At 56.5% G+C, this 25,335-nt stretch carries 20 protein-coding genes; 5 read left to right on the top strand and 15 right to left on the bottom strand.

Features of this window, described 5'->3' with window-relative positions:
* Positions 1–14: 14 nt before the first annotated feature.
* The 14 genes from rpoB to KP702_RS09315 all read right to left on the bottom strand — a co-directional run bounded on the left by rpoB (position 15) and on the right by KP702_RS09315 (position 18,858).
* The gene (gene rpoB / locus KP702_RS09380) at positions 15–4,187 is read right to left on the bottom strand and encodes a DNA-directed RNA polymerase subunit beta (RefSeq protein ID WP_211501358.1); all 4,173 of its coding nucleotides are present in this window, start codon (positions 4,185–4,187) and stop codon (positions 15–17) included.
* Positions 4,188–4,428: 241 nt separating this feature from the next.
* The gene (gene rplL / locus KP702_RS09375) at positions 4,429–4,800 is read right to left on the bottom strand and encodes a 50S ribosomal protein L7/L12 (RefSeq protein ID WP_064275059.1); all 372 of its coding nucleotides are present in this window, start codon (positions 4,798–4,800) and stop codon (positions 4,429–4,431) included.
* A gap of 66 nt (positions 4,801–4,866) precedes the next feature.
* Positions 4,867–5,385: a 50S ribosomal protein L10 gene (gene rplJ / locus KP702_RS09370; RefSeq protein ID WP_046901171.1), complete on the bottom strand. Its 519-nt coding sequence runs from the start codon at positions 5,383–5,385 to the stop codon at positions 4,867–4,869.
* A 312-nt stretch (positions 5,386–5,697) separates the two neighbouring features.
* Entirely contained in the window at positions 5,698–6,390 is a 693-nt protein-coding gene (gene rplA, locus KP702_RS09365; protein ID WP_046901170.1) for a 50S ribosomal protein L1, read from the bottom strand.
* A gap of 4 nt (positions 6,391–6,394) precedes the next feature.
* On the bottom strand, positions 6,395–6,829 hold the full coding sequence (rplK, locus tag KP702_RS09360; protein WP_046901169.1) for a 50S ribosomal protein L11: 435 nt from the start codon (positions 6,827–6,829) through the stop codon (positions 6,395–6,397).
* 107 nt (positions 6,830–6,936) lie between these two features.
* The gene (locus KP702_RS09355) at positions 6,937–8,565 is read right to left on the bottom strand and encodes an efflux transporter outer membrane subunit (protein ID WP_202207717.1); all 1,629 of its coding nucleotides are present in this window, start codon (positions 8,563–8,565) and stop codon (positions 6,937–6,939) included.
* Positions 8,565–9,791: an efflux RND transporter periplasmic adaptor subunit gene (locus tag KP702_RS09350; protein ID WP_046901168.1), complete on the bottom strand. Its 1,227-nt coding sequence runs from the start codon at positions 9,789–9,791 to the stop codon at positions 8,565–8,567. The genes KP702_RS09355 and KP702_RS09350 overlap by 1 nt, the downstream gene beginning before the upstream one ends.
* 59 nt (positions 9,792–9,850) lie before the next feature.
* Positions 9,851–13,018 (bottom strand): efflux RND transporter permease subunit, encoded by a 3,168-nt coding sequence (locus KP702_RS09345; protein WP_202207718.1) that lies wholly within the window; start codon positions 13,016–13,018, stop codon positions 9,851–9,853.
* A 170-nt stretch (positions 13,019–13,188) separates the two neighbouring features.
* Positions 13,189–14,613 (bottom strand): ATP-binding protein, encoded by a 1,425-nt coding sequence (locus KP702_RS09340; RefSeq protein ID WP_215768817.1) that lies wholly within the window; start codon positions 14,611–14,613, stop codon positions 13,189–13,191.
* The gene (locus KP702_RS09335; protein ID WP_252347476.1) at positions 14,600–15,331 is read right to left on the bottom strand and encodes a response regulator transcription factor; all 732 of its coding nucleotides are present in this window, start codon (positions 15,329–15,331) and stop codon (positions 14,600–14,602) included. The genes KP702_RS09340 and KP702_RS09335 overlap by 14 nt, the downstream gene beginning before the upstream one ends.
* A gap of 47 nt (positions 15,332–15,378) precedes the next feature.
* On the bottom strand, positions 15,379–16,605 hold the full coding sequence (locus KP702_RS09330) for a DNA recombination protein RmuC (RefSeq protein WP_202207720.1): 1,227 nt from the start codon (positions 16,603–16,605) through the stop codon (positions 15,379–15,381).
* Between the two features lie 46 nt (positions 16,606–16,651).
* On the bottom strand, positions 16,652–16,903 hold the full coding sequence (locus tag KP702_RS09325) for a hypothetical protein (RefSeq protein WP_237389968.1): 252 nt from the start codon (positions 16,901–16,903) through the stop codon (positions 16,652–16,654).
* Between the two features lie 97 nt (positions 16,904–17,000).
* A complete protein-coding gene (locus KP702_RS09320) occupies positions 17,001–18,209 on the bottom strand; it encodes an NAD(P)/FAD-dependent oxidoreductase (protein WP_202207807.1) in 1,209 nt (402 codons plus the stop codon).
* Positions 18,190–18,858: a glutathione S-transferase family protein gene (locus KP702_RS09315; RefSeq protein ID WP_202207722.1), complete on the bottom strand. Its 669-nt coding sequence runs from the start codon at positions 18,856–18,858 to the stop codon at positions 18,190–18,192. The genes KP702_RS09320 and KP702_RS09315 overlap by 20 nt, the downstream gene beginning before the upstream one ends.
* Positions 18,859–18,937: 79 nt before the next feature.
* Here KP702_RS09315 and minC point away from each other — a divergent pair, with 79 nt between their 5' ends.
* From minC to KP702_RS09295, 4 genes are all read left to right on the top strand, one after another.
* On the top strand, positions 18,938–19,675 hold the full coding sequence (gene minC / locus KP702_RS09310) for a septum site-determining protein MinC (protein WP_064275066.1): 738 nt from the start codon (positions 18,938–18,940) through the stop codon (positions 19,673–19,675).
* Between the two features lie 157 nt (positions 19,676–19,832).
* Positions 19,833–20,651, top strand: a complete 819-nt coding sequence (minD, locus tag KP702_RS09305) for a septum site-determining protein MinD (protein ID WP_215768816.1) — start codon at positions 19,833–19,835, stop codon at positions 20,649–20,651.
* Positions 20,648–20,932, top strand: coding sequence for a cell division topological specificity factor MinE (gene minE, locus KP702_RS09300; RefSeq protein WP_202207723.1), 285 nt, complete (start codon positions 20,648–20,650; stop codon positions 20,930–20,932). The genes minD and minE overlap by 4 nt, the downstream gene beginning before the upstream one ends.
* Before the next feature lie 82 nt (positions 20,933–21,014).
* Complete coding sequence (locus KP702_RS09295) at positions 21,015–21,377, top strand: YidB family protein (RefSeq protein ID WP_215750699.1); 363 nt, start codon at positions 21,015–21,017, stop codon at positions 21,375–21,377.
* Between the two features lie 59 nt (positions 21,378–21,436).
* Here KP702_RS09295 and KP702_RS09290 read toward each other — a convergent pair whose 3' ends face one another.
* Positions 21,437–22,654: an L-dopachrome tautomerase-related protein gene (locus tag KP702_RS09290; RefSeq protein WP_215768815.1), complete on the bottom strand. Its 1,218-nt coding sequence runs from the start codon at positions 22,652–22,654 to the stop codon at positions 21,437–21,439.
* Positions 22,655–22,827: 173 nt separating this feature from the next.
* On the opposite strand from KP702_RS09290, the gene KP702_RS09285 reads away from it, so the two are divergent.
* Entirely contained in the window at positions 22,828–25,308 is a 2,481-nt protein-coding gene (locus KP702_RS09285; protein ID WP_215768814.1) for a TonB-dependent receptor, read from the top strand.
* Positions 25,309–25,335 lie beyond the last annotated feature (27 nt).

Raw genomic sequence — 25,335 nt, 5'->3', positions numbered from 1 at the left:
AGCAGAGACGCCAATTAAGCGGCGCCCTGCTCAAGTTCGACATTCAGACCGAGCGACTTCAGTTCCTTGATCAGAACGTTGAAGCTCTCAGGAATACCGGCCTCGAAGTCATCCTGCTCACGCACGATCGCCTCATAAACCTTGGTACGGCCGGACACGTCATCCGACTTCACCGTCAGCATTTCCTGCAGCGTATATGCTGCGCCATACGCCTCAAGTGCCCACACTTCCATCTCACCGAAGCGCTGACCACCGAACTGCGCCTTACCACCCAGCGGCTGCTGCGTAACAAGCGAGTAAGGACCGATCGAACGTGCATGGATCTTGTCGTCGACAAGGTGATGCAGCTTCAGCATGTAGATGTAGCCAACTGTCGTCTTACGCTCGAACAGCTCGCCTGTACGACCATCGATCAGCTGGGACTGGCCAGACTTATCAACGCCAGCCTTCTCCAGCATGTTTTCGATATCAGGGATAGAAGCCCCATCGAAAACAGGCGTAGCAATCGGCAGGCCCTTGCGGAGGTTATTGGCCAGCTCAACAAGCTGCTCGTTAGGAAGCGTTGCCACATCCGTCTCGAACACTTCGTCGCCATAGACATCACGCAGGCGATCAAGCAGTTCCTGCTTACGCTCGCCAGACCGCTGATACTCGTCGACCATTTCCCCGATGCTTGCGCCAATATTGGCACAGGCCCAACCCAGATGGGTTTCAAGGATCTGACCGATGTTCATACGAGACGGCACACCCAGCGGGTTCAGAACGATATCAACCGCCTGACCGTTCTCCAGGAACGGCATGTCCTCGACTGGCACAACGCGGGAAACAACACCCTTGTTACCATGACGACCGGCCATCTTATCACCAGGCTGAAGCTTACGCTTCACAGCAACGAAGACCTTGACCATCTTCATCACGCCAGGCGGCAGTTCATCGCCACGCTGAAGCTTCTCGACCTTGTTCTCAAAGCGAGAGTTAATGAGGCGAACAGCTTCGTCGAACTCTGAACGCAGGGTCTCAAGCTCAGCGGTGACTTCGTCGGAAGCAACCGTAACGTTCCGCCATGCAGCGCGAGGATGCTCATCAAGCACCTCTACTGTGATCGGCGTTCCTGCACGAATGCCCTTGAAGCCTGCTCCTGCAACTTCACCAACCAGACGCTCACGCAAACGGTTGTGGAAGCTACGCTCCTGAATGGAACGCTCGTCGTCACGGTCCTTCGTCAGACGCTCGATTTCAGCGCGTTCGATGGCCATGGCACGTTCGTCCTTGTCCACGCCGCGGCGTGAGAAGACACGAACGTCAACGATCGTTCCGGTCGTTCCAGGTGGAAGCTTCAGAGACGTGTCACGAACGTCAGAAGCCTTTTCACCAAAGATGGCCCGCAGAAGCTTCTCTTCTGGCGTCATCGGGCTTTCGCCCTTTGGTGTCACCTTACCAACAAGAATGTCGCCCGGATTAACCTCCGCGCCGACATAAACAATGCCAGCCTCGTCAAGGTTACGAAGAGCTTCTTCGCCAACGTTAGGAATGTCGCGCGTAATTTCTTCCTGACCCAGCTTCGTATCACGAGCCATGACTTCGAATTCCTCGATATGAATCGAGGTGAACACGTCATCACGAGCAATACGCTCAGAAATCAGGATGGAGTCTTCGAAGTTGTAACCGTTCCAAGGCATGAACGCGACGAGCACGTTACGACCCAGAGCCAGTTCACCCAGTTCCGTGGACGGACCATCAGCAATGATGTCGCCAGCATGAACCGTATCGCCAACCTTCACCAGCGGGCGCTGGTTGATGCACGTCGACTGGTTCGAACGCATGTACTTGCGAAGGCGATAGATATCGACGCCCTGAGTTGCACCGGCATCGTCGGTCGCGCGGACAACGATACGAGCACCATCGATCTGGTCGATAATACCGTCACGCTTGGCTACGATTGTTGCACCAGAGTCACGTGCAACAGCTGCTTCCATGCCCGTACCAACCAGTGGGGCATCAGCCTTCACCAGCGGAACGGCCTGACGCTGCATGTTCGCACCCATCAGGGCGCGGTTCGCGTCATCGTTCTCAAGAAACGGAATGAGAGCTGCCGCAACAGACACAAGCTGCTTCGGTGACACGTCGCAAGCCGTAACCTGCTCAGGCGGAACAACGCGGAAGTCGCCAGACTTACGAACCGAGACCAGTTCGTCCGTCAGATGGCCGTCGGCGCTCTGCTTCGCATCGGCCTGTGCAACAACAAGCTTCTCTTCTTCCATGGCGGAAAGATATTTCCAACCATCCTGCAGAATACCGTCCTTCACAAGACGATACGGTGTCTCAATGAAGCCGTACTTGTTAACCTTGGCATAGGTCGAAAGCGAGTTGATCAGACCAATGTTCGGGCCTTCAGGCGTTTCAATTGGGCAGATACGACCGTAATGCGTCGGATGGACGTCACGAACTTCAAAGCCCGCACGTTCACGGGTTAGACCGCCCGGGCCAAGCGCCGAAAGACGGCGCTTATGCGTCACTTCGGAAAGCGGGTTTGTCTGATCCATGAACTGGCTCAGCTGCGACGATCCGAAGAACTCACGTACGGCAGCAGCCGCCGGCTTGGCGTTAATCAGATCATGCGGCATGACCGTGTCGATGTCGACGGAGCCCATACGCTCGCGGATGGCACGCTCCATACGAAGCAAGCCAACGCGATACTGGTTTTCCATCAGTTCGCCGACAGAGCGAACGCGACGGTTACCAAGGTTATCGATATCGTCGATCTGGCCACGACCATCCTTCAGATCGCACATGATCTTGATGGTACGCAGGATATCTTCCTTGCGCAGAACGCGCAGGGTGTCCGGAGCGTCTACATCAAGACGCATGTTCATCTTGACACGACCAACAGACGAAAGATCGTAGCGATCCTGGTCAAAGAACAGACCGCGGAACATCGCTTCAGCGGTTTCCTTGGTCGGCGGCTCGCCCGGACGCATGATACGATAAATATCGATCAGTGCTTCGTCACGGCTCGTGTTCTTATCAACTGAAAGCGTATTGCGGATCCAAGGACCGTGCGAACCATCAATGGAAAGCGTTGGAAGCTCTGTAATTCCCAGCTCTTCAAGTGCTGCCAGGCGGTCTTCCGTCAGCTCTTCACCAGCTTCACCGTAGATCTCGCCAGTGTTCTCATTGATGAGATCATGGGCAAGATAGCAACCAAGAACGTCAAGACGGCCGACCTGAACCACACGGGTCTTTTCAGCAATCTTGCGAACCATGCGCGCTGTCAGCTTGGCATCGGCTTCAGCAACGACTTCACCGGTATCAGCGTCAACCAACGGGCTCAGCAGCTTCTGGCCGCGGAACGCATCAGGCTCGAACGGACGTGCCCAGCCATCACCCATGCGGGTAAAGGTGACCATGTCGTAGAAGTAGGACAGGATTTCATCCTGATCCATACCCCGGATGTCGAGACCTTCGACATCACCGCCTTCTGCGACCTTCTCTTCGCGCTGGGCGATATAGTTCGCACCCTCGAGAGCGTAAAGCAGCGTCGTGACCGGCAGCTTGCGCTTACGATCGATACGGACGTAAATCAGGTCCTTTGCATCGAATTCGAAGTCCAGCCACGAACCACGATACGGAATCACACGGGCAGCAAAAAGATACTTGCCCGAGGAATGCGTCTTGCCCTTATCATGATCGAAGAAGACGCCCGGGCTACGATGCATCTGAGAAACGATGACACGCTCGGTACCATTGATAATAAAGGTGCCGTTATTGGTCATGAGCGGCATGTCGCCCATGTAAACCGGCTGTTCCTTCAGATCATGAATGGAGCGTGAACCTGTGTCTTCATCGATATCCCAAGTCGTAAGACGGAGGATAACCTTCAGCGGAGCTGCAAATGTCAGACCGCGCTGAATGCACTCTTCAACGTCATACTTCGGCTCTTCGAACTCGTAAGACACGAAGTCCAGACGACCGCGACCAGCAAAGTCATTGATTGGAAAAACCGAACGGAAGACTTCCTGCAGACCGGAGTTCTGACGGCTGTCAGGACTCACGTTCATTTGCAGGAACGCTTCGTAGGACGCGCGCTGCACATCGATCAGATTGGGCATCGGCGCAATTTCGGGAATGCGCCCGAAGCTTTTGCGGATCCTCTTGCGTCCCGTGAACGATTTGGTGATCGCGTTCATCTATCTTGCCCTCTGCACCAGACCTTCGAGTCGCCCGGGATTTCATTGTCAGACGAACGCCTGACACGACACGGACGACCGGAACGACCGGCTTTCAGTAATTTCAATACGTAGCGAGCCGCGTATTATACTCTTATTTCCACCAACGGCAAATCGGGCGGGAACCGCATGCGATCCCCGCCCTATCCGTCTGCTTTCGCAGAGGCCGCCCCTCAGAGAGGAAACGACCCGATCAAGTTGATTACTTGATTTCGACCTTGGCGCCGTTGTCTTCCAGGGTCTTCTTGATCTTCTCGGCTTCGTCCTTGGACACGCCTTCCTTGACGGTCTTCGGTGCGCCTTCAACCAGGTCCTTAGCTTCCTTCAGACCCAGACCCGTGATGCCACGGATTTCCTTAATCACGTTGATCTTCTTGTCGCCAGCAGCGGCCAGAACAACGGTGAACTCGGTCTGCTCTTCAGCAGGAGCTGCAGCAGCAGCCGGGCCAGCAGCAACAGCTACTGGAGCAGCAGCGGAAACGCCCCACTTCTCTTCGAGAAGCTTGGAAAGCTCAGCAGCTTCGAGAACGGTAAGAGCGGATAGCTCTTCAACAATCTTTGCCAGATCGGCCATGGTCTTATCCTACGTGATGCACTGTTTGATTGGGTTCAAATCTACGCCGCAGCGTTGATTTTACTCTTAGGCGGCTTCGCCGGTCTTGGCATAGGCGCCGAAGACGCGAGCAAGCTGGCCTGCCGGAGCCTGAACAACACCTGCGATACGCGTAGCGGGGGTCTGAATCATACCCACCAGCTTCGCACGCAGTTCGTCCAGAGACGGCAGCTCGGCAAGTGTCTTGATTCCAGCGACGTCAAGCGTCTGGGAACCAAGGGAGCCACCGAGCACTACAAGCTTGTCATTCGTCTTGGCGAACTCGACGATCACCTTTGCAACTGCAACCGGATCTTCAGACCAGGCCAGGGCCGTCGGCCCCTTGAGCAGCGGCGCGATGCCGTCGAATTGGGTCCCATCCAGAGCGCGGCTGGCCAGCCGGTTCTTCGCAACCTTATATGTCGCACCTGCCGCACGAATGCGTCGACGCAGCTCCGTCACATCAGCAACCGTCAGACCCTTATTCTGGGTGACGACAACCATGGACGTGCTGTTGAACACATCGGCGAGGAACTCGACAAAGGCCCGCTTTTCCGTACGGTCCAAAACCTGTCTCCTCGTCAGTCCGGAACGATCCGGACCAAGTTACCCATGGGATACCCCCGTTTCCGGAAAATACCCCGCTCGCCTGTCCACAGAAGTGAGCGAACCCAGTGCATCCTGGCAAAGCCATTGAAACACTGGCGCCCCGCCTGACGCTCGCCACTCCACGAAAGGAGCATTTAAAGCACTAGAGGTGCTACGTGCGGTCTTGGACAGGTTTGGAAGCAATTCGCGAGCGAATTACCCCTACGCCACCATGCCGAAACATGGCGTCATTCCTTGTTGAGGGCTTTCTACAGAAAGCCCTCAATTCAATCAAGCCTCGAAGGAGGACACGTCAACGCGGACGCCCGGACCCATCGTGGAAGACAGCGCTGCCTTCTTCATGTAGGTACCCTTAGCGCCAGACGGACGAGCCTTCTGAACGGCATCGACCAGAGCCTTGATGTTCTCGACCAGCTTGGCTTCATCGAAAGAAGCCTTACCAACGCCAGCGTGGATGATACCGGCTTTTTCAGCGCGATACTCAACCTGACCGGACTTGGCAGCCGTGATCGCACCCTTGACGTCCATCGTTACCGTGCCAAGACGCGGGTTCGGCATCAGGCCACGCGGACCAAGAACCTTACCGAGACGACCAACGAGAGCCATCATGTCAGGCGTTGCAATGCAGCGGTCGAAAGCGATTTCACCAGCCTGGATCTTTTCAGCCAGGTCTTCTGCACCAACAACTTCTGCACCAGCTGCGAGAGCTTCTTCAGCCTTGGCGCCACGTGCGAACACGCCAACGCGAAGTGTCTTGCCCGTGCCGTTCGGCAGGGAAATCAGACCACGAACCATCTGATCAGCATGACGCGGGTCAATACCAAGGTTCAGGGAGATTTCGATGGTCTCATCGAACTTTGCCTTGGCGTTGCTCTTCACCAGAGCAACAGCTTCGGAAAGGGCATATGGCTTGTTGCGCTCGACAGTAGCCTGCGCAGCATTCAGACGCTTGTTCTTGGCCATGATATCAGCCCTCCACCACGTTCAGGCCCATCGACTTCGCGGAGCCTGCGAGCATACGCACAGCGCCATCGAGATCGTTGGCGTTCATGTCCTTGAACTTCGTTTCAGCAATCTCGCGAAGCTGAGACGTCGTCACGGAACCAACAGCCGCAGCCTTACCAACCGTCTGGCTGCCCTTGGAAATCTTGGCGGCCTTCAGAAGGAAGTACGTGTTCGGCGGGGTCTTCGTGATGAAGGAGAACGTACGGTCTGCATACGCGGTGATAACCACCGGGATCGGCATACCTGGCTCAAGCTGCTGCGTCTTCGCGTTGAACTCTTTGCAGAACTGCATGATGTTCAGGCCGCGCTGACCCAGTGCCGGACCTACCGGCGGAGACGGGTTGGCTTTACCAGCCGGGATCTGAAGCTTGATGTAGCCAACAACTTTTTTGGCCATATCCGGGACTCCCCTGTTTGTCGTTCCCGAACCGCGGTGACAACGGAGTCGGACACAGCCGCCCCCTCCCGCGTTCGAAGTGAGGCGGTCCCCTAGACTGGTTTAGCCTAGTGCGTCAACCCTCCGCGGACATTTTTCGTCCCTTTGTCTCCGCTTAGATCGTTGTCAGCTGCAGACTCATGGGCATCAATTCCCGCCACAGGTGCCGGCTTGTGCAATCCTTCATACTGGAACGCACCAAACGGATCGATCTGCTTCACACCTGGAAGCTCACTGACATTCCATCCGCCGCCCAGAGAGCGCACAAGACGGACTGTCGCCTGTATCTGTGACGTCTGCGTCTGAACCAGCCCCAGCCGTGCCTGAAGCGCATCCTGCTGCGCCACGAGAGCATCCAGGTAATTCGACAATCCGCCTGTGTAGAGCGCCATGGTCATGCTCTGCGTCCGCAGTGCGGCCTCAACAGCTTTCTGCTGCTGGTCCTGAGCAATTTTGTATTGCCCGCTCTGGGTCAGACCGTTTTCCACGTCCTGAAACGCCGACAGGACAACGCCGCGATAGTCATCAACTGAAGCCCGATATTGAGACCACGCCCGCTGCAAGGCCGCACGCCGTAGTCCACCCGTAAATGCTGGCTCCACAGCTTGAACTGCAATTTTCCAGAATGCACGGGAGACACTGGCAAGATCAAACCCGCCATCCTCAAAGCCCCCATCCGCGCTCAACGTAATATGCGGATAGAACGCTGCGCGTGATATGCCAATCGCCCGGGAGGCTGCGGCCATATGTCGTTCAGCTGATGCAATATCCGGACGCCGCTCCAGCAGGGACGACGGAAAGCCCGGATTTACCTTCACGACACCAAACCGCATCTTCACGTCGCGGACTGGCGCAATATGGAAACCCGCAGGCGCTGTATTCAGCAACACGGCGATCGCATTTTCCATTACTCTGCGGTCTGCAACCAGAGTGCTCTGAGCGGCCATGGCTGAAAACAGCTGATTCTGGGCACGCGAAACGTCAAGCCCGGCACCAATGGCCCCAGCCTGACGCAGCTCCGTAATTTCTACTGCGGCCTTGAAGTAATGGATTGAGTCTTCATAAACCGCATTCTGGGCATCAAGCCCTCGCAACGCGATATAATCGCTGGCGAGCTCCGCCTCCAGACTCAGCTTGGCTGAGGCATATTCTGCGGCCGTCGCCTGAGCGAGATTTTTCTCCATCCGTGTCGAGTTACGGATGGAGTCCCAGAAATCGGGCTCCCAGGTTGCAGCACCACTATAAGCCTGATTTGACTCATAGACGAGCGATGAACTGGTTCTCGGGTTGTTATACAACCGCCCCACCGAGCCCTTGTTATAGCTCATATGAGCTGCACCGGTGAGCTGCGGATAGAGCTTGCTCTCCGCCTCGCGCGCGACGTCCCGGGCTTGGGTAAAGGCTTCTGCGGCGGCTTGCAGGTCCGGATTGACCTGCAGCATCCGCGTTTCCATCTCGTTCAGGATCGGGTCCTTGAACATCGTCCACCAGTCACTGCGGAGCGCATCATCCGCAGGACGGGCGTTGCCCATGACCCCCTTCCCTTCCCAGCCTTCCGGATAGAGGAATTTCTGGGGATGGTACTCTGGCGCCAGGTTGCAGGACGCCAGACCGATGGACAGGACACCAGCCAAAGCTGTCGCCACATGACGGCGGGGCCTGGAGAAATATCCGCGCTTGCGATCAGTCAATCTCATCAACGGGATCCAGCCTCATCCGGATTGGCATCATGCGAACGCACAGATTTCTGGTCCTCTTCCTGCTGAGCCTTGGTCGGAATGTTATAGCCCGGTGTCGTTGGCACAACACGAACCTCATCCCCTTCCAGCAGATCAGCGGTCGGGTTGGCAATAAGCTGGTCATCCTTCGTCACACCACTCAGGATCTGCACAGTCGTCCCAAAGTTGATGCCAACGGTCACGCTGACCAGATGGACATGTCCGTTGATAACTTTGGCAACCTGCATTCCCTGGGCCCGGAAAATGATAGCGCCCTCGGGAAGAATCAAAATGTCCGGATTTCCGGGAGCAGCGATATGAGCCGTTGCGTAGGAATTCGGCCAGAGAAGATTGTCCTCATTCCCGATCGTCAGCTCTGTCGTCACAGTTCGCGTAGACGCATTGAACGCGTTTGCCGTTGCCAGGAACGTGGCACGGAAGCGGCGCCCTGGATACTGAGGAACAGACAGATCAGCCGTAATTTTAGGCGAAATAACGCTCGCAAAATCCTGCGGAACAGAGACGAAAACGCGCATCCGATGAACATCTGCCACCGAAAACAGCTCTGAGGCTGTTCCGCGCGAATTCACGTTTCCACCCCCTGCATTCACATAGTCACCGACGTTCACCAGACGTGACGTCACGATTCCATCGAATGGAGCGACAATTTTTTTGAAATCTTCCAGCGCCTGAAACCGCTCGACTTCATGCTCGGCAGCTTCCAACTCAGCTTTCTGTGCCGCTGCATTTGCAGCCTGCACGTCCACTTCCTGCCGGGACACAGCCTGCGTCCCCTTCAGAGCGGTCCAGCGCTGCGTCGTGATAACGGCCAGGTTATAGCGCGCCAGTTTTACGTTATATTGCGCCTTGGCCGCCTGGAACTGGGCATCAATGCTTGGCGTATTGATTTCAGCCAGAACATCGCCACGCTTCACATGCGCGCCGTAGTCCTTGTACCACATTTTCACATAGCCGGAGACCTGAGCGTAGATCGGCGCTTCATACCAGGCTGCCAGATTGGCAGGCAGATCTACCTGACGCGTTTTCGGCCCAGGCTGCGGAGAAATCAGCGTTACCGGCGGAATGGCCGCTTCTTCAGTCACACCGCTGAGCGAATGATAGTGCACGCCTCTTTCAACGATACCCCAGGCAGCCAGCACAATGGCAACCACCACGACACCAAGAAGAATCAGTCTGTTCCGCACGGGTGATCCACTTTCCTGTCGGTTTCCCTGAGGCGTCTGCCCCTGTTGTGTCGGGTGGGTCACGCGCGGTCTCCTTCAGGCCTAGCAGGCCGCTTGTAATGCATTAAGGCAAAGACACAGGGAACGAACAGCAACGTTGCCACTGTTGCGATGAGCAGGCCACCAATCACGGCCTTACCCAGCGGAGCGTTCGAGGAATTACTGATCGACATCGGAATCATGCCGATCATCATGGCAAGCGCTGTCATCAGAACCGGGCGGATACGCTCATATCCCGCCTCCAGAGACGCCAACAGAACATCACCGTGGTGATCCAGCCGCTCTCGCGCAAACGAGACAACAAGAATGGCGTTCGCGGTAGCCGTTCCCATACACATGATCGCACCAGTCAATGCCGGCACAGACAATGGCGTGTGGGTCAGGAACAGGCTCCAGGAAATACCACCAAGCGCACCCGGCAACGCCGTGATGATCACGAACGGATCAAGCCAGGACTGAAAATTCACCACGATGATCAGGTAAACAAGAACAATGGACAGGGCGAGGCCGCCAATCAGCTGCACATAGGCATCATTCATGGTCACAGCCTGACCGCGCACCACAAGGGTTGATCCGTGCGGCAGGTCTTTACGCTCTCCATCAACGACGCGGTTCACCGCCCGAGACAGAGTGCCAAGGTCCGTACCCTCTGGCGCTGCGTAAATATCGAAGACCGGCATGATGTTGTAATGTGAGATTTCCGCAGGCGTACCGGTCTGAACCAGTTCGCTCAGGGCACCCAGCATCTGCGGGTTCTGGTTGGTCGGGTTGCCGTCGCCCTTGTCGATTGGAACAATTTCCAGATCATTCATGGTCTGAAGATAGTTCGCAGGTGTCTGCACATCGATAAGCTGAGACGTCCCCTGAGCATTCAGGTAGTAGGTCTGCCCCACCTGCGCACTACCAGACAGCGTGACGAGAGCATTCAACGCAACGTCCCGCTGTGTAATGCCCGTTCCCAATGCAAAGCTTCGACGGTTGTTGATCAGCAACGTTGGCTGGGTCATCGGCTGCTGAACGGATACGTCCGTGATACCCGGAATATGGCGCAGTTTCTTGGCCAGATGCGTTGCAAAGGCAAAGTTGTTCTGCAGATCACGACCCGAAATCTGAACGTCAATCGGCGCTGGCAGACCGAAGTTCAGGATTTTGGCGGTCATGTCGCCCGGCTGGAACGTGAAGATTGTTCCAGGAAACGCATCTATCAGACCCTTACGGACTTTCTGACGGTATTCCGGGATAGGGCTTTCATCATTCTTGAGCTGGATCGTGATGTCACAATCCTGCGCACCGGTTGTCGGTGACGGCACCATGGCCTGGTTCAACTGACTGAACGGCAAGCCACAGTTATTGACGACATTCTCGACCTGACCCGGCAGGATCTGCCGCAGGCGCTTTTCTGCCAGCCCGGCAATCTTACCCGTCTCTTCAATACGCGTACCAACCGGTGCGCGCATATGCATCTGAAGCGTACCGGATTTGATTTCCGGGAAGAAATCCTGCCCGACGAACAACAGCAGGGCCATGGACGCCACAGCCGCCAGAAGGAACATGGCAACAAACCGGCCGCGAATGGCGATAAGGCCAGACAGGATACCTTTGTAATGCTCGCGGAAGCTCGTAAACCGGGCTTCAAAGCCTCTCTGGAACCTGCCGAAAAAGCCTGGCTTACGATGATGCCACTCCGGATCGCGGTGCATCTTCACCTGCGCCGGAAGCAGCCAGTTCGCCATTGTCGGGACGAGGGTTCGTGAGAGAATGAAGGACGCAATCATCGCGAAGATGATGGCCTCGGCCATCGGCATGAAGAGCCAGCCGGAAACGCCCGTCAACTCGAAAAGCGGCAGCCAGACGATACAGATACAGGTTGTCGACACGAATGTCGGGATGACGATCTGATTGGCCGCATCAATGATGGCGTCTTCAAGCTCTTTTCCCATCTCAAGATGGGCATCGATATTCTCAATCATGACGGTCGCGTCATCGACAAGAATACCGACAGCCAGAGCAAGACCACCCAATGTCATGACGTTAATCGACTGCCCCGCAATACTGAGGCCGATCAACGAACAGAGCATGGCCAGCGGAATGGACGTCGCAACGATGACGGTAGAGCGCCAGGAACCAAGGAAGAGCAGAACTGTCAAACTGGTCAGGATCGCAGCGGTGATCATCTCACGCACCACGTCGAAAACCGACTCTTTCACGAAGCCTGACGCGTCCGTCAGTACGTTCAGAGTAGTGCCCGCCGGCAATGTAGCCTTGATCTGAGGCAGAAGCGCCTTCACGCCCGCGACGACAGAGAGGGTCGAGGCATCACCACTTTTCAGAATGACAATCAGAACGGCCTGCTGTCCCTTCACCAGAACAGCGTTGATCTGAGGAGGCCCTCCTCGATGCACCCACGCGACATCTCGCAGGTAGATAACGGAGTTCCCCACCTGCTTGATGGGCATTTTGTTGAAGACCGAGAGATCAAGCGGGGTCGAGTTGGTCTTCACCATCCAGTCAATGGAACCGACCTTCTGATCACCAGCCGGCAGAACAATGTTCTGCCGGTTCAGCGCATTCGCAACGTCCTCAGGTGAAAGACGGTGAGCCTGAAGTTTGATCGGGTCGATATCGACCATGATGTCCGGCGCAAGACCACCATATGGATTCGGAATGGCCGCACCCGCGACCGGCACAAGCGCCGGGCGAATCAGGTTGGACGCCATGTTGTAGATTTCCGACCCGGACATGGTCGAATTGTTGACCTGCAACGTCAGAACCGGGACGGAAGATGCATCGAGCGCGATAATCAACGGCGGCGTCGCCCCAGTCGGCATCTGCTTGATAACCGTCTGGGAAACAGACGTAATCTGGGTTTGCGCAACCGCAGTATTCGTCCCTGGCTGGAAGAAAACCTTGACGATGCCACGACCGTAGTAAGACGAACTTTCAATATGCTCGATATTACTGACAGTCGCCGTAAGAGACCGTTCGTAATAATAAACAATACGGCCCGACATATCGTCTGGCATAAGCCCAGTATAGGACCAGACAATCGCAACAATAGGGATCTTGATTGAAGGAAAAACGTCCGTCGGTGTCGAAACAATCGCCCTGACCCCGAAAATCAGGATCATGATTGAAAGAACAACGAACGTATAAGGCCGCTTGAGGGCCGTTACGACGATGGCATTCATGCGTCTGCGATGCTCCCGTTCCTTGATGATCGGAGCTGCGCGATTACGTCAGTCTTTTTCAGTCTCAACGGGCGTCCCCTTTAAATTGAGACAAGTCATACCGGACACAGGAAGTGCGACAAGCAAAATTGAATTTAAGAAAGACCGGATTCAGGCATGAAACAGAAATGTCATGTAATACTGGCGCTACGCTCAGAGCCACTCCACCCTGAAAAATGGATCGTAAATACTGATCCTGCCAGTTCCTGATTGGGCCGGAACGCACTGATTTTCAGCGTTGCCCCATGCAAATGCAGAATTGCAGATACAAGACTCAAACCAAGACCACTTCCCGGAATGTGACGACTTTTGTCTGAACGGTAGAATCGCCCCAATACGGCGCCCCGCTCTTCTTCCGCAATCCCGATGCCCGTGTCATGCACCTGAAGCCAGGCGCAGCCCTGCTCGTCCTGCCCGACCATCAACCCAACATCCCCGCCTGGAGGCGTAAACTTGATGGCATTGTCCACAAGATTCGCCAGAACCTCATTCAGGAGATCCATATCTCCATACAGTGGGATTGCGCGATCCGCCCCTTCGACAGTTAGTGCCAGTCCACCAGCCTCGGCAATCGGCTCATAGAGATCTGCAATACCCGCAACCAGTTCCGACAGATCCATTGTTGTGAAACCTGCCTGCCGACGCCCGTTCTCGATTTCGCCGATACGCAGCAGTGCCGTAATCACCGAAAAGCACTGATCCAGATCCTGCGTGGCCCGTAGGATAATGGACTTGAGGTGAGCAGGATCATCTGACGATGAGAGTGCCCGCTCCAACCGCGCCCGCACACGGGCCAGCGGGGTCCGAAGATCGTGCGCAATATCGTTGCCAACATCCCGAATTTCATCGAGCAGATGCTCAAGCCGATCCAGCATCCGGTTCACGGCGCCTGCAAGACGCTCGATATCATCCCATTCGCGCCCGGCGGGCAAACGCTCATGCAGATCGCCCGCCATGATCCGTTCAATGGCCTGCCGCATCTCCTTGACCCGCGCCAAGGCCCGATGACTGAGAAACAATCCCGCCAGCAGCGCAAACAGCACCATTGGCACCAGTGAAATCAACGCAGCCCGCTTGATAATGTACCGGAGCTCATCCGCCATATGCATGGAGCGGGCAAGGACCAGAATCCGATCGCCTGCTCCGCCACCCGGCCCCGGAACCTCTATCGCCAGATATCGCATCTCATAAGGCGTATCCCCCGGAGGCGCGACCTTGAGCCGACGCGTCCGGTTAGACACCTCCAACCCTTCAGGCCAGCGCCGAATGTCACCAACAATGCGATTGTGATTCAGGTCGAACAGGCCAGCACCATTCAGAATGACGCGCAAATCCGTCTTGCTTCGTTCCCGAACTTCGTCCTCCAAACGCTCAGGCGTTTCCTGAACGAGCAGAGCTGCCTCACGCCGGAGCAGATCGCTGGAACGGGCGCTTTCGTAACCGTTCATCTGGGCATAGACGAGAAGGAACTGCATCGTGATGCCGCCGATCATCGCCACCACGAATGCCAGTGTCAGCCGGAACGTGGCCGTCCGGAAAATGTCAGTCCGATACACGCAGACTGAACCCCGCGCCCCGGATGCTATGGATCAGCGGCGTTTCGCCCTGAAGATCAATCTTCCTGCGCAATTTACCGATATGCACGTCCACCAGATTGGTCTGTGGAACAAAACGATAGTTCCAGACATCCTCCAGCAGCATCGTTCGGGTCAGAACCGTGCCGGGACGACGCATCATATATTCCAGAAGGCGGAACTCACGCGGTAGAAGCTCGACGTCCCGGCCATTGCGAGACACCTTGCGCTCAATCAGGTCCATCTCGAGCGGACCAACACGCAGAACCGTTACACGGCTATCCGTAGGACGCCGCAGCAAAGCCTCCAATCGGGCAGCAAGCTCCTCCATGGCGAACGGCTTTGTAAGGTAGTCGTCACCGCCAGCCTTCAGGCCATTCACACGGTCATCAACTGCGGACAATGCGGAAAGAACCAGAACAGGAAGTGTGATCTTCTGGCGGCGAAGGGCCTCGATAACACTCAGGCCGTCCATCTCAGGCAACATACGATCAACGACCATCAGGTCGTATTGACCGGACTGCGCTGCTTCGAGGCCCAGAATGCCGTTATCGACCCACGTCACATCATAACCGCGCGTCTTCAGTTCTTCGGAGACTTCCGACGCAATACTTTCATCGTCCTCAATCAGCAGGAGACGAATGACAGGCTCAATCGGGCGGGAGACCGCCTCGTGCTCAGGTACGGGCATCATGCTCATAACTGTCACATGCGGGAATATATCCTGTCATCCAATTAAAATCAGTCTTAAGCTTCCAGACTATCAATCTCGTCCTGCTCCTCATCCATTTTATCAATACCATCCAGTGATCTCAGGCGACGCCCAAGAACACGGGTCCGGCGGCGCGCCTCTTCGATCGTGTTTCCCATCGTACCGGCATTTCGCTGCAACCGTTCAAGAACCTGATCCATCCGAAGCATTTCCTGCCGTGTCGCGCCTAACAGCCTGGCAATGGTTTCTGTCCGCTCTTCCAGCGCGAGCGTCACATAACCGAGATGAACCGTACGCAGCATGGCAGGTAGCAATGACGGTCCCATGACAATCACCCGATACAACCGCCCGATTTCATCAATAACGCCAGGCATCCGGGCAATTTCGGTATAAAGACCGTCCGTCGGCAGATACAGGACGGCGAATTCGACCGTGACAGGTGGCCGAATATACTTGGACGCGATCTTGCGCGCCTCGAATTTGATCGCCGTTTCAAGCTCGCGCCTTGCAGCCTTTTCAGCCGATGCATCCGAAAGCTCTGATGCATTCAAAAGACGCTCGTAAGCCTCCGTGGGAAATTTGCTGTCAATCGCCAGCCGAGGGGCGACATGCCCTTTCACAGGCATGCGAATGGCAAACTCTACCGACTCTCCGCTGTCTCCCAGTCGGAAGTTGGTGTCATAGCTCCCTTCCGGAAGAATATCGTCCAGAATAGCCCGGCACTGTGCCTCGCCCCAGCCACCGCGCGTCTTGACGTTCGAGAACAGACGCTTGAGGTCCCCGATCTGGGCTGTAACGCTTGTGACCTCACCGAGAGCTTTCTGCATTGCACTGAACTGCTCAACCACGCGTTGAAAGCTGGTCTGCATCTGCTTTTCGACAGCACCGTGCAACTGTTCATTTACGGCCAGGCGGATCCGCTCGATCTGCTCGTTCTGACTTTGTGCCATGTCACGCAACGCATCAGAGAGCAGAACACGCCCTTCTGCCTGATCCTGCCCAACACGACGCGCCAGATCACCAAGTTTTTCGCTGGTTTCAAGCCGAAGAGCATCCATCCGACCGGACAGGACACGCTCAACCTCGGCCAAGTGTGCCCGCTGATAGTCCGCATCCCGCGCACGCTCATCGGCTTCACGGTCCAGAAGGCGGGCGACCTCCCCGCTATTCCCACGCAATAATGCCAGTGCAGCTACCACGAGAGCCGCTGCTGCAATAATCCATGGAACGAACTGCACCATACCGGAACTCCCATCCTGCATGGCGCGGTTCTAGCCCCTTAGAAGCTCATGTCCAATCCTGGCAGCCTCAGGGCTGATGGATGTTGCCGTAGCTTGCAGCGCCCAGTCCCGGGCAGGAACAGGAGGTGCCCAAAGGAACCTGAGTTGGCATCTTGCAGGTGTAGATCCCGGCCTTGCAGGTATAGCCATACCCGGCGACCGGCGCTGACGGGTTAACAGGGCCCGGCGCGGCCGTTCCGACGCATGCACCCAATCCAAGGAATGAAAGGCCTGCAACAGCACGCAGGACTGAACGGCGAATAGAACCAGACATCAACATGACCCTCTCAAAACAATTCATGTGAGCGCAAAACGGATCTTCCGCTCATCAGTTGCGGGAATCCTATGCCGATATGGCAATCCTGTGGCGCCCCAGCCTATACACGAGCAGCAGCAGCCTGCCCTGCAGCAACACCGCTGGACCAGGCCCACTGGAAATTGTGGCCACCGAGCCATCCCGTGACATCCACTGCTTCACCAATCGCATACAGCCCCGGGACGTCCCGCACTTCCATTGTCTGGGACGAAAGACCGCTCGTATCGATCCCTCCGCGCATAACTTCGGCCTTCGCGTACCCTTCCGTTCCAGAAGGACGGACCTCCCATCGGGACAGACGTTCTGCGAGCGCTTTGATATTCTTGTCCGGCTGATTGGCCAGCATGACGTCTCCAAGCCCGGCAGCCAGTTCTTTCGCCAGACGCGCAGGAAGTGCTTCAAGCAGGCTGGGAGGAAGCGCGCGCGGCCGTGCCTTCTTGATCGCCAGCAAAACCTCCAACGCATTTCGCCCCGGCATCAGGTCAATATGAGCCGTGCTGCCTGCCTCAAGATAAGAGGAAATCTGGAGGATGGCTGGGCCTGACAGCCCACGATGGGTGAAAACCATCCCGTCGGCAAAGCGAGGCCCTTTTTTCCCGCAAGTTGTCACGACATCCAGTGACACCCCCGCCAGAGAAGGGTCAGCATCATCCAGGACTAACGGCACCAAAGCGGGAGCGGTCGGGACAATCTTCAAACCGAAGGATCGTGCGATCCGAAGGGAAAGGTCAGTAGCGCCCAGCTTGGGAATAGACAGACCGCCGGTTGCCAAAATCACAGAACGGCTTCGAACATCCCCGGCATCCGTGCGAACGACAAAGCCATCCGCATCGGCCTCGACATCTGTGATCCGGGTCTCCATCCGCGCTTCACAACCAGCATCCTGACATTCAGACACCAGCATATCCACGATCTGACGGGCAGACCCATCGCAGAATAACTGCCCCTTGGCCTTCTCGTGCCAGGCAATCTGATAGCGATCCACCAACTTCACGAAATCACGCGGCGTGTACCGTGCCAGCGCCGAGCGCGCAAAATGCTTGTTCTGGGACAGGAAACAGTTCGGCCCCGTCTCCAGATGCGTGAAGTTACAGCGTCCACCGCCCGAAATCAGGATCTTGCGTCCGGGTTCGGACCCATGATCCAGAACCAGTACACGCGCACCACCACGTCCCGCTGTTGCAGCAGTCATGAGGCCAGCCGCACCAGCCCCAAGGACCACCACATCAAATGTCACGGACAGCTCCCGCTCAGAAATCCAGATTCGCATAATGACCGGGCGGCGTGATGCCACTCATCCGGTCAGTCAGAAGGCCGCGGAAACACGGGCGAGACTTCACCCGAGCATACCAGTCCTTGGCGGCCGGCGCTTTTGCCCAGTTCACATCCCCAATGAAGTCCAGCGCCGAGAGATGCGCAGCAGCAGCAAAGTCAGCCATCGAAATGGACGGCCCCGCAAGCCAGGACCGCGTTTCTGCCAGCCAGCCGATATAGTCCAGATGGAAGCGCATGTTGCCGTAACCGGCCCGCAGGGCGTTTCCGTCTGGGTGACCACGGCCATACAACCGCTTGTCAACTTTCTCGCCCAACAGGTTGCGGGTCACTTCCTGCCCGAAACGGGTCTCAAACCAGTCCATCAATCGACGGACTTCGACACGTTCGGCAAGCGTACGGCCAAGCAGGGGTGTATCCGGATAGGCTTCATCCAGATATTCGCAGATGACGCGGGCGCCGGGTACGGCAAGCCCGTTCTCTTCAACAAGAACCGGAACCTCACCAGCAGGGTTCAGAGCGAGGAATTCCTCGCGCTGTTCCCACACCCGTTCGATCACGAGTTCACAGGGCAGTCTCTTCTCGCCAAGCACAAGCCGAACAAGACGGCATTGCGGGGAGAGTGGAAGGTGATGCAGGATACGCATTCTTCATGTTCTAAGTCAGCCATTACGCGCTCACAAGAGCCTCCGTCATTGCTTCCATACAGGGCCAACGAATTTTCCGATGTCAGACACCGCATCCGCTTCTCACGCCTCCTCCCCGATGCGCATCCGTGCCCGCGGCCGCTCTTTTCTGGCGCTGGTCCTGTCACCGGAGGCTCCCCTGAACCTCTGGCTGGCCGGCCTGGATCAGCAGGTCGTCCGTTCGGGCGGCCTTTTCAGCGGAAAGCCAGTGATTCTCGACCTCGGACTTCTCTCGGAGGAAACACCGGGCCTGCCAACCCTTCTGGAAGACATCCGCAGCCGTGGGGTGCGGGTTATCAGCATTGAAGGTGGTGATCGTTCATGGCCAGCTGTCGCAGGGTGGGACTGGCCTGCTTCCTTCGAAGGCGGCCGCCCTTCCGGCGAAGTGGAGCTTCCCGATCAAGGGGCCGCAGCAGATGCCACAGCCGTCGCGGCGCCCGCAGGCGGTCAAACGCTGATCCTCGACGGTGCCATCCGCTCAGGACAGTGCATCCAGCACATGCAGGGCGACGTGATCATTATCGGCTCCGTTTCATCAGGAGCCGAGATCGTTGCAGCAGGTTCTATCCACGTTTACGGTTCGTTACGTGGGCGCGCGATTGCCGGTGTCGGCGGCAAGTCTGAAGCGCGAATTTTTGCGTCCAGAATGGAGGCCGAACTCCTTGCTCTGGATGGCTTTTACGCCGTTACGGAAGACATTGACGCTGCGATTTTTGGCCAGCCCGCACAGGTCCTTCTGGATGAGGACCGGGTCCGCGTTTTGCCTCTTCCGCGCTGATCCGGAGGCGGGAACTGCAAGAAAGTGACCTCATGCCACGAAACAGCCCTTATTCCCGTGTTGCCGTAAGGCTTTACTATCCCATAGGATAAGGCATCAGGCGCGGGTTCCGCACAACGGGCGGCATTACGTCACAGAAGCAGTTTTTGGAGTATTCATGGCCAAGGTTCTGGTTGTCACCTCAGGCAAAGGTGGCGTCGGCAAGACGACATCGACCGCCGCTCTCGGCGCCGCACTCGCGCAGAGCGGCCAGAACGTCGTTGTGGTGGATTTTGACGTTGGCCTGCGTAACCTTGATCTGGTGATGGGTGCAGAACGTCGCGTTGTGTTTGACTTCATCAACGTGGTGCAGGGCGACGCAAGACTGTCCCAGGCTCTGATCCGCGATAAGCGCTGCGAAACCCTGTCCATTCTTCCGGCCTCCCAGACGCGCGACAAAGACGCGCTGACGTCAGAAGGCGTAGCCCGCGTCATGGAAGAACTTCGCGAGAAGTTTGACTGGGTTATCTGTGACAGCCCGGCCGGCATTGAACGCGGTGCGCAACTCGCCATGTACCATGCTGACGCTGCGGTCATCGTGACGAACCCTGAAGTCAGCTCCGTACGTGACTCAGACCGCATTATCGGCTTGCTGGATAGCAAAACCGAAAAGGCCGAACGCGGCGAGAAGATTGAAAAGCACCTTCTCATCACGCGTTATGACCCGATCCGCGCTGCCCGCAAGGAAATGCTGAGCGTTGAAGACGTTCTGGAAATCCTGTCCATCCCGCTGGTTGGTATTGTTCCGGAAAGCGATGATGTTCTGAAGGCGTCCAACGTTGGCGCTCCTGTCACCCTATCCTCTCCGGAAAGCCTCCCGGCGCGCGCCTATTTCGAAGCCGCACGTCGTCTGGCTGGTGAGAAGATTGAAGTTTCAGTCCCGGTCGAGAAGCGTGGCTTCTTTGACTGGCTCCTTGGCAAGAAGGGTGCGGCATGAGCTTCCTCGCAAACCTCTTCGCAAAACGTCAGCAGACGTCCAGTAGCGCTGTCGCACGGGATCGCCTCCAGATTCTCCTCGCCCACGAACGTGGCGCAGGTGAAGAAGGCGAGTCAGACCTAATCAAGCAGCTTCACAAAGAAATCATGGAAGTCATCGCACGCCACGTCGCCGTCGATCAGGACAAGGTCAAGATCAAGCTTGACCGCGGCAGCGGCTGTTCGATGCTCGAAATTGATGTCGAAGTTCCTCAGGAACTCAACAAAAAACGAGCATCCTGATTTAAAGCCGGGCCGATCATTTTGGCTCGGCCCTTTTTTCTCCTAGCGGCGTTCAGGCCGCGTCAAAGACGGAATACGCGCCATGAGCGGCTTTTTCGGTAACATCGTGAATCAGGCAATGGGCGCTCTCGGCGGCCAACTCGGCGATAAGCTGGGCGGTAGCTTTGGGGACATGCTCAAAGGCGAAGGCCTGAACATGCTCATCGCACAGGCCAAGAGCGCAGGCCTTGATGAAAAGATCCATTCCTGGATTGGCAATGGCGAGAACCTGCCCATCACCACGGATGAACTCCGCAACCTGCTGACGAACGAGCAGATCCAGATGATTGTTGCAAAGACAGGTCTTCCGGCAGCAACAATTCTTCCGGCTATTGCCCAACTGCTTCCTGCGGCAGTGGACAAGCACACGACAGAAGACCAACTGCCACCGCAGCAGACAGTCTAAAGGCTCCAAGCCCGAAAAAGCCCTCGATCCAGTCATCTGGTCGAGGGCTTTTTTCGTTTTTAATCCCCCGGTGTCCCGGCTTTGGATGGTGCCCCCTCGGGTAGGGCATTGTAGGCTTCCGGCGCTTCAATCGGGAACCTGACCAGCAGATAGGGCGGAACGCGCCGGTCTTTGCCGTCATTGAAAGACGCCAGCCGGTTCCACTGACCAAACGTGCAGTAGACATAATTGTCGGATGCAAAAATACCATCCGGCGAGAGCGCGCGCGGGTCCCGCAGCATCATCTTAAAACTGCCATCCGGATCGCGTCGCAGGATACAGTCGTGTTCGTAATTGGTCGTGTAAAGGCGATCATGCCGGTCGAAATCGAGGCCATCAGCCACCCCTTTCTCACCTTCATCCCTGATTGCTGGCTCAAGCGTTGCATCATCCGAGGAGACATCTGCGAGCAGAGCAACAGGCAAGCTATAAAGACGGCGACTTGTCAGAGGCGAGAAGTACAGACGCTGCTCGTCCTTTGTGATGGCGATACCATCCACACCGCCCGAAACAAGCTGGGGCTTGCCGGGAATGTATTGGCGGGGCTCGCCCTCCACGATTGCCAGAAAGCCCTGTTCCGCCAGAATGGCCTTGCTTTGCGTCAGGACACGACGCACCTGCTCCGTCGCGACATCCACCACCACAAGTCCCGGCTTCGTCCCAAATGAAGAATCCGTTACGAATACCGTGCCTTGGGATCCATGAGACAGGGACACACGCAGATCATTCATATGACTGTCCGGCAAAAGTGCCGGCGCTTTCAGGATAATCCTGTGAACAATCGTGTTGGTCTGTGGATCGATACAAATGATCTTGGCGGCACCAAGCGCCAACGGGTGACCGGCTCTTTTGCCATCATCGATTGCCCAGATCCGGCCCTTTGCATCCAGCGTCATGCCATGCACGGACACAAGGCAATCCGCGGCCGAGCGGCTGCCGGGCATACTTTCTTCGACCGAAGGATAAGGAACAACCTTCCCCTTCACGAGTTCACCCAGTGTCGCCCCCTTATGGTCAACCGCATGCCGTGGAAAACCAACGAATATGCGACCATCTGGCAGAACCACGACGCCCGAAGGCCCTGGTCCATCAAACTGGGCCACCACTTCGAATACACCGGAAGGGCCTGTTCCCCGGTCTTCATTTCCATCAGCCCAAGCTGATTGGGGCACGAGAGAGGATGCAGCGAGAGAGGCGGGCGCGACAGAAGCCGCGCGCAGAAAATGACGACGCTTCACTGTTCAAGCTCCAAGTGGTCAGTCAAACAGCAACGCCCCAACTGAGGGAATGAAGCAACACCAGGACATAATTTTCGGGAATGTTATCAAACTGTAAGAAATTGCGTTGACCAAAACGATACACGACACCAGATTGTCGAATTCTCCATACACTCTCGTGAGATCGTTAAATCGTGGCTGTACGCTTTTCTTCCCGACATCTGGGCCTCCTTGGTACCACACTTCTTGGCTCCTCTCTCATGATGCCGGTTGCAGGACTATGCGCAGCCGTCCCGACAACGGACAACGATCACAAGAAAACCAAGAGCCAAGCAGTCCGCAATGCTTCCCCCGCACACGCCAAAGACGTCTCCGGCGGCACTGAGGCTGTGATTGTCACGGGAACGCGTGAGTTCGGCAAAAAAGCACGGGATTCCATTTCCCCGATCGACGTCGTCTCGAATCGTCAGATCACGTCCACAGGTCAGCCGACGCTTCGCGACGCCCTCTCCCTGTTGCTACCGTCCCTGACAGTCCCGACAGCAGGTTTCGACGCTGGCGCCCTGACGGACACGATTGCCCTGCGTGGCCTGAACCCTAACGAAACCCTTGTGCTCGTAGATGGAAAGCGTCGTCATACAACGGCCAACATTTATGCCGATCCGGGGCCGTCTCAGGGCGCAACCCCGGTTGATATCGACATGCTGCCCATGTCCATGATCGATCACATTGAAGTCCTGCGTGACGGCGCATCAGCCCAGTACGGCTCGGACGCGATCGCTGGCGTGGTGAACATCATCACCAAGAAGCAGGACCACGGTCTGAGCATGCGCTCCAACACCGGCATCACCAGCGAGGGGGATGGCTTCCAGCAGGGTGTGTATCTGGATGGCGGGTTCAATCTGAATAACCGTGGCTATGTGCATATCGGTGGCGATTTTGTGCATCAGGACCATACGTTCCGGTCCGGTAAAGACAATCGTACCAACCAGTATACTAACCAGGTGCTGAGCCAGCCCGAACAGACACGTGAGAGCGTCGCCATCACTGCAGGTTACGACATCACCGAAACTGTTCAGGCCTATGCGAGTGCCACCTATGCCCATCGGCATGCGGAATCCTACCAGAACTATCGCTTGCCCTCGACCCTGAGCGCCTATCCCGGATACGCCGCAAAATACCCGTATGGCTATTCGCCGATCCTTGGGCTGGAAGAAAACGATTACGAACTGACAGCTGGTTTCAAGGGTATGCTGGCTGGCTGGCACTGGGATCTTTCCACAGTGTATGGCCGTGACTTTGATCGGTTTGATGCCCTCAGTACGATTAACAGCGCCGTTTACAAAGCCGACGGACGGACGCCTACGAACTTTTACAATGCGCAGGGGTATAACAACTCTCAGTGGACGAGCAGTTTCGATCTGTCCCGGAAGTTCAACTTCTCTTTCTGGCCTCATAGCATCAACGTCGCCGGTGGCGCAGCGTATCGCTATGAATCCTATTCCATGGGCACCGGCTCCGCAGACAGCATTGCGGGCACAGGCGCTGACGGCATTCCCGGGACGACAACTTACAACGCCGGCAATTGGTCCCGTGATGTCGCGTCTGGATACGTCGATATCTCTACCCACTTGATGAAGAACTGGCAGGTCGATCTGGCGGGCCGCGTCGAGCACTATACAGATGTTGGAAACGCCAAAACCGGCAAAGTCTCCACACGCTACGACTTCAGCCCGCGATTTGCTGTTCGCGGAACATTCAGCAGTGGCTTCCATGCCCCGACACTGGCCCAGCAGCATTACTCCGCGCTTGCCGTTTCCCCAACAGCAGCGCGCGGCCTGATTGCAGCCAACTCCACCGGCGCGTTGGCTAACGGCGCTTCACAGATGAAGCCGGAGCAGGCCACAAGCGTCGAAGGCGGCATCATTGTTGAGCCGATCCGTAAGCTTCACGTCACGGTCGACGCCTATCAAATTGATCTGCGTGATCGTATCCAGCCAGGCGGAACGATCTACGGTTCACAGGCGTATAAGGCCCTCTACGCAAACGGCTTCCCACTGCCGTCAGGCTCCGAAAACTGGGGTGCTGGCCAGTTGTCAGCTTACTGGTTCGCGAACGTCGCCACGACCCGCACACAGGGTCTGGACATCAATGCAACTTACCCAAGCGAGTTCGGCCGCTTCGGTCATGTGGACTGGGACGTTGCCATCAACCTGAACCGGACGCGCCTGCGTCACCAGGGTACAACCACCAGCGGTGCAGACCTGCTGACCATCCCCACTCTCGCCTATCTGACGACAGCCTATCCACGCTCCAAGATTATCTTTGGCGGTCGCTGGCACTCGCCCAACAACACATGGGCCGTCGCCATTCATGAAATCCGCTACGGCCAGACGACATCAAACCTGACCTATTACACTGGCCCGAACGCGTTCTCGACAACGAACTATCGTGAGTTCCAGAATGCACCTAAATGGACCACCAATGCGTCTGTAACCTACAACATCAACACCCGCTGGAGTGCGACGATTGGCGGCAACAACATCTTTGCTGCGTACCCCTCCGTCGTGCCAAAGGAAAACCGCTATCTTGGTGCGCCCAAGTATTACATGAGCACCAACCAGCTCGGTATTGCTGGCGGATATTATTATCTGGATGTGTCTGCGCGCTTCTAAGCCAGAACGCAAAACGGCGGAGCTCAA

The sequence above is a fragment of the Gluconobacter sp. P5B12 genome (assembly GCF_018812035.1).
In the GTDB taxonomy this organism is placed as follows: Bacteria; Pseudomonadota; Alphaproteobacteria; order Acetobacterales; family Acetobacteraceae; genus Gluconobacter.
Note: the sequence above shows the minus strand (reverse complement) of the source record. Positions and strands in the feature narration are given on the sequence as shown.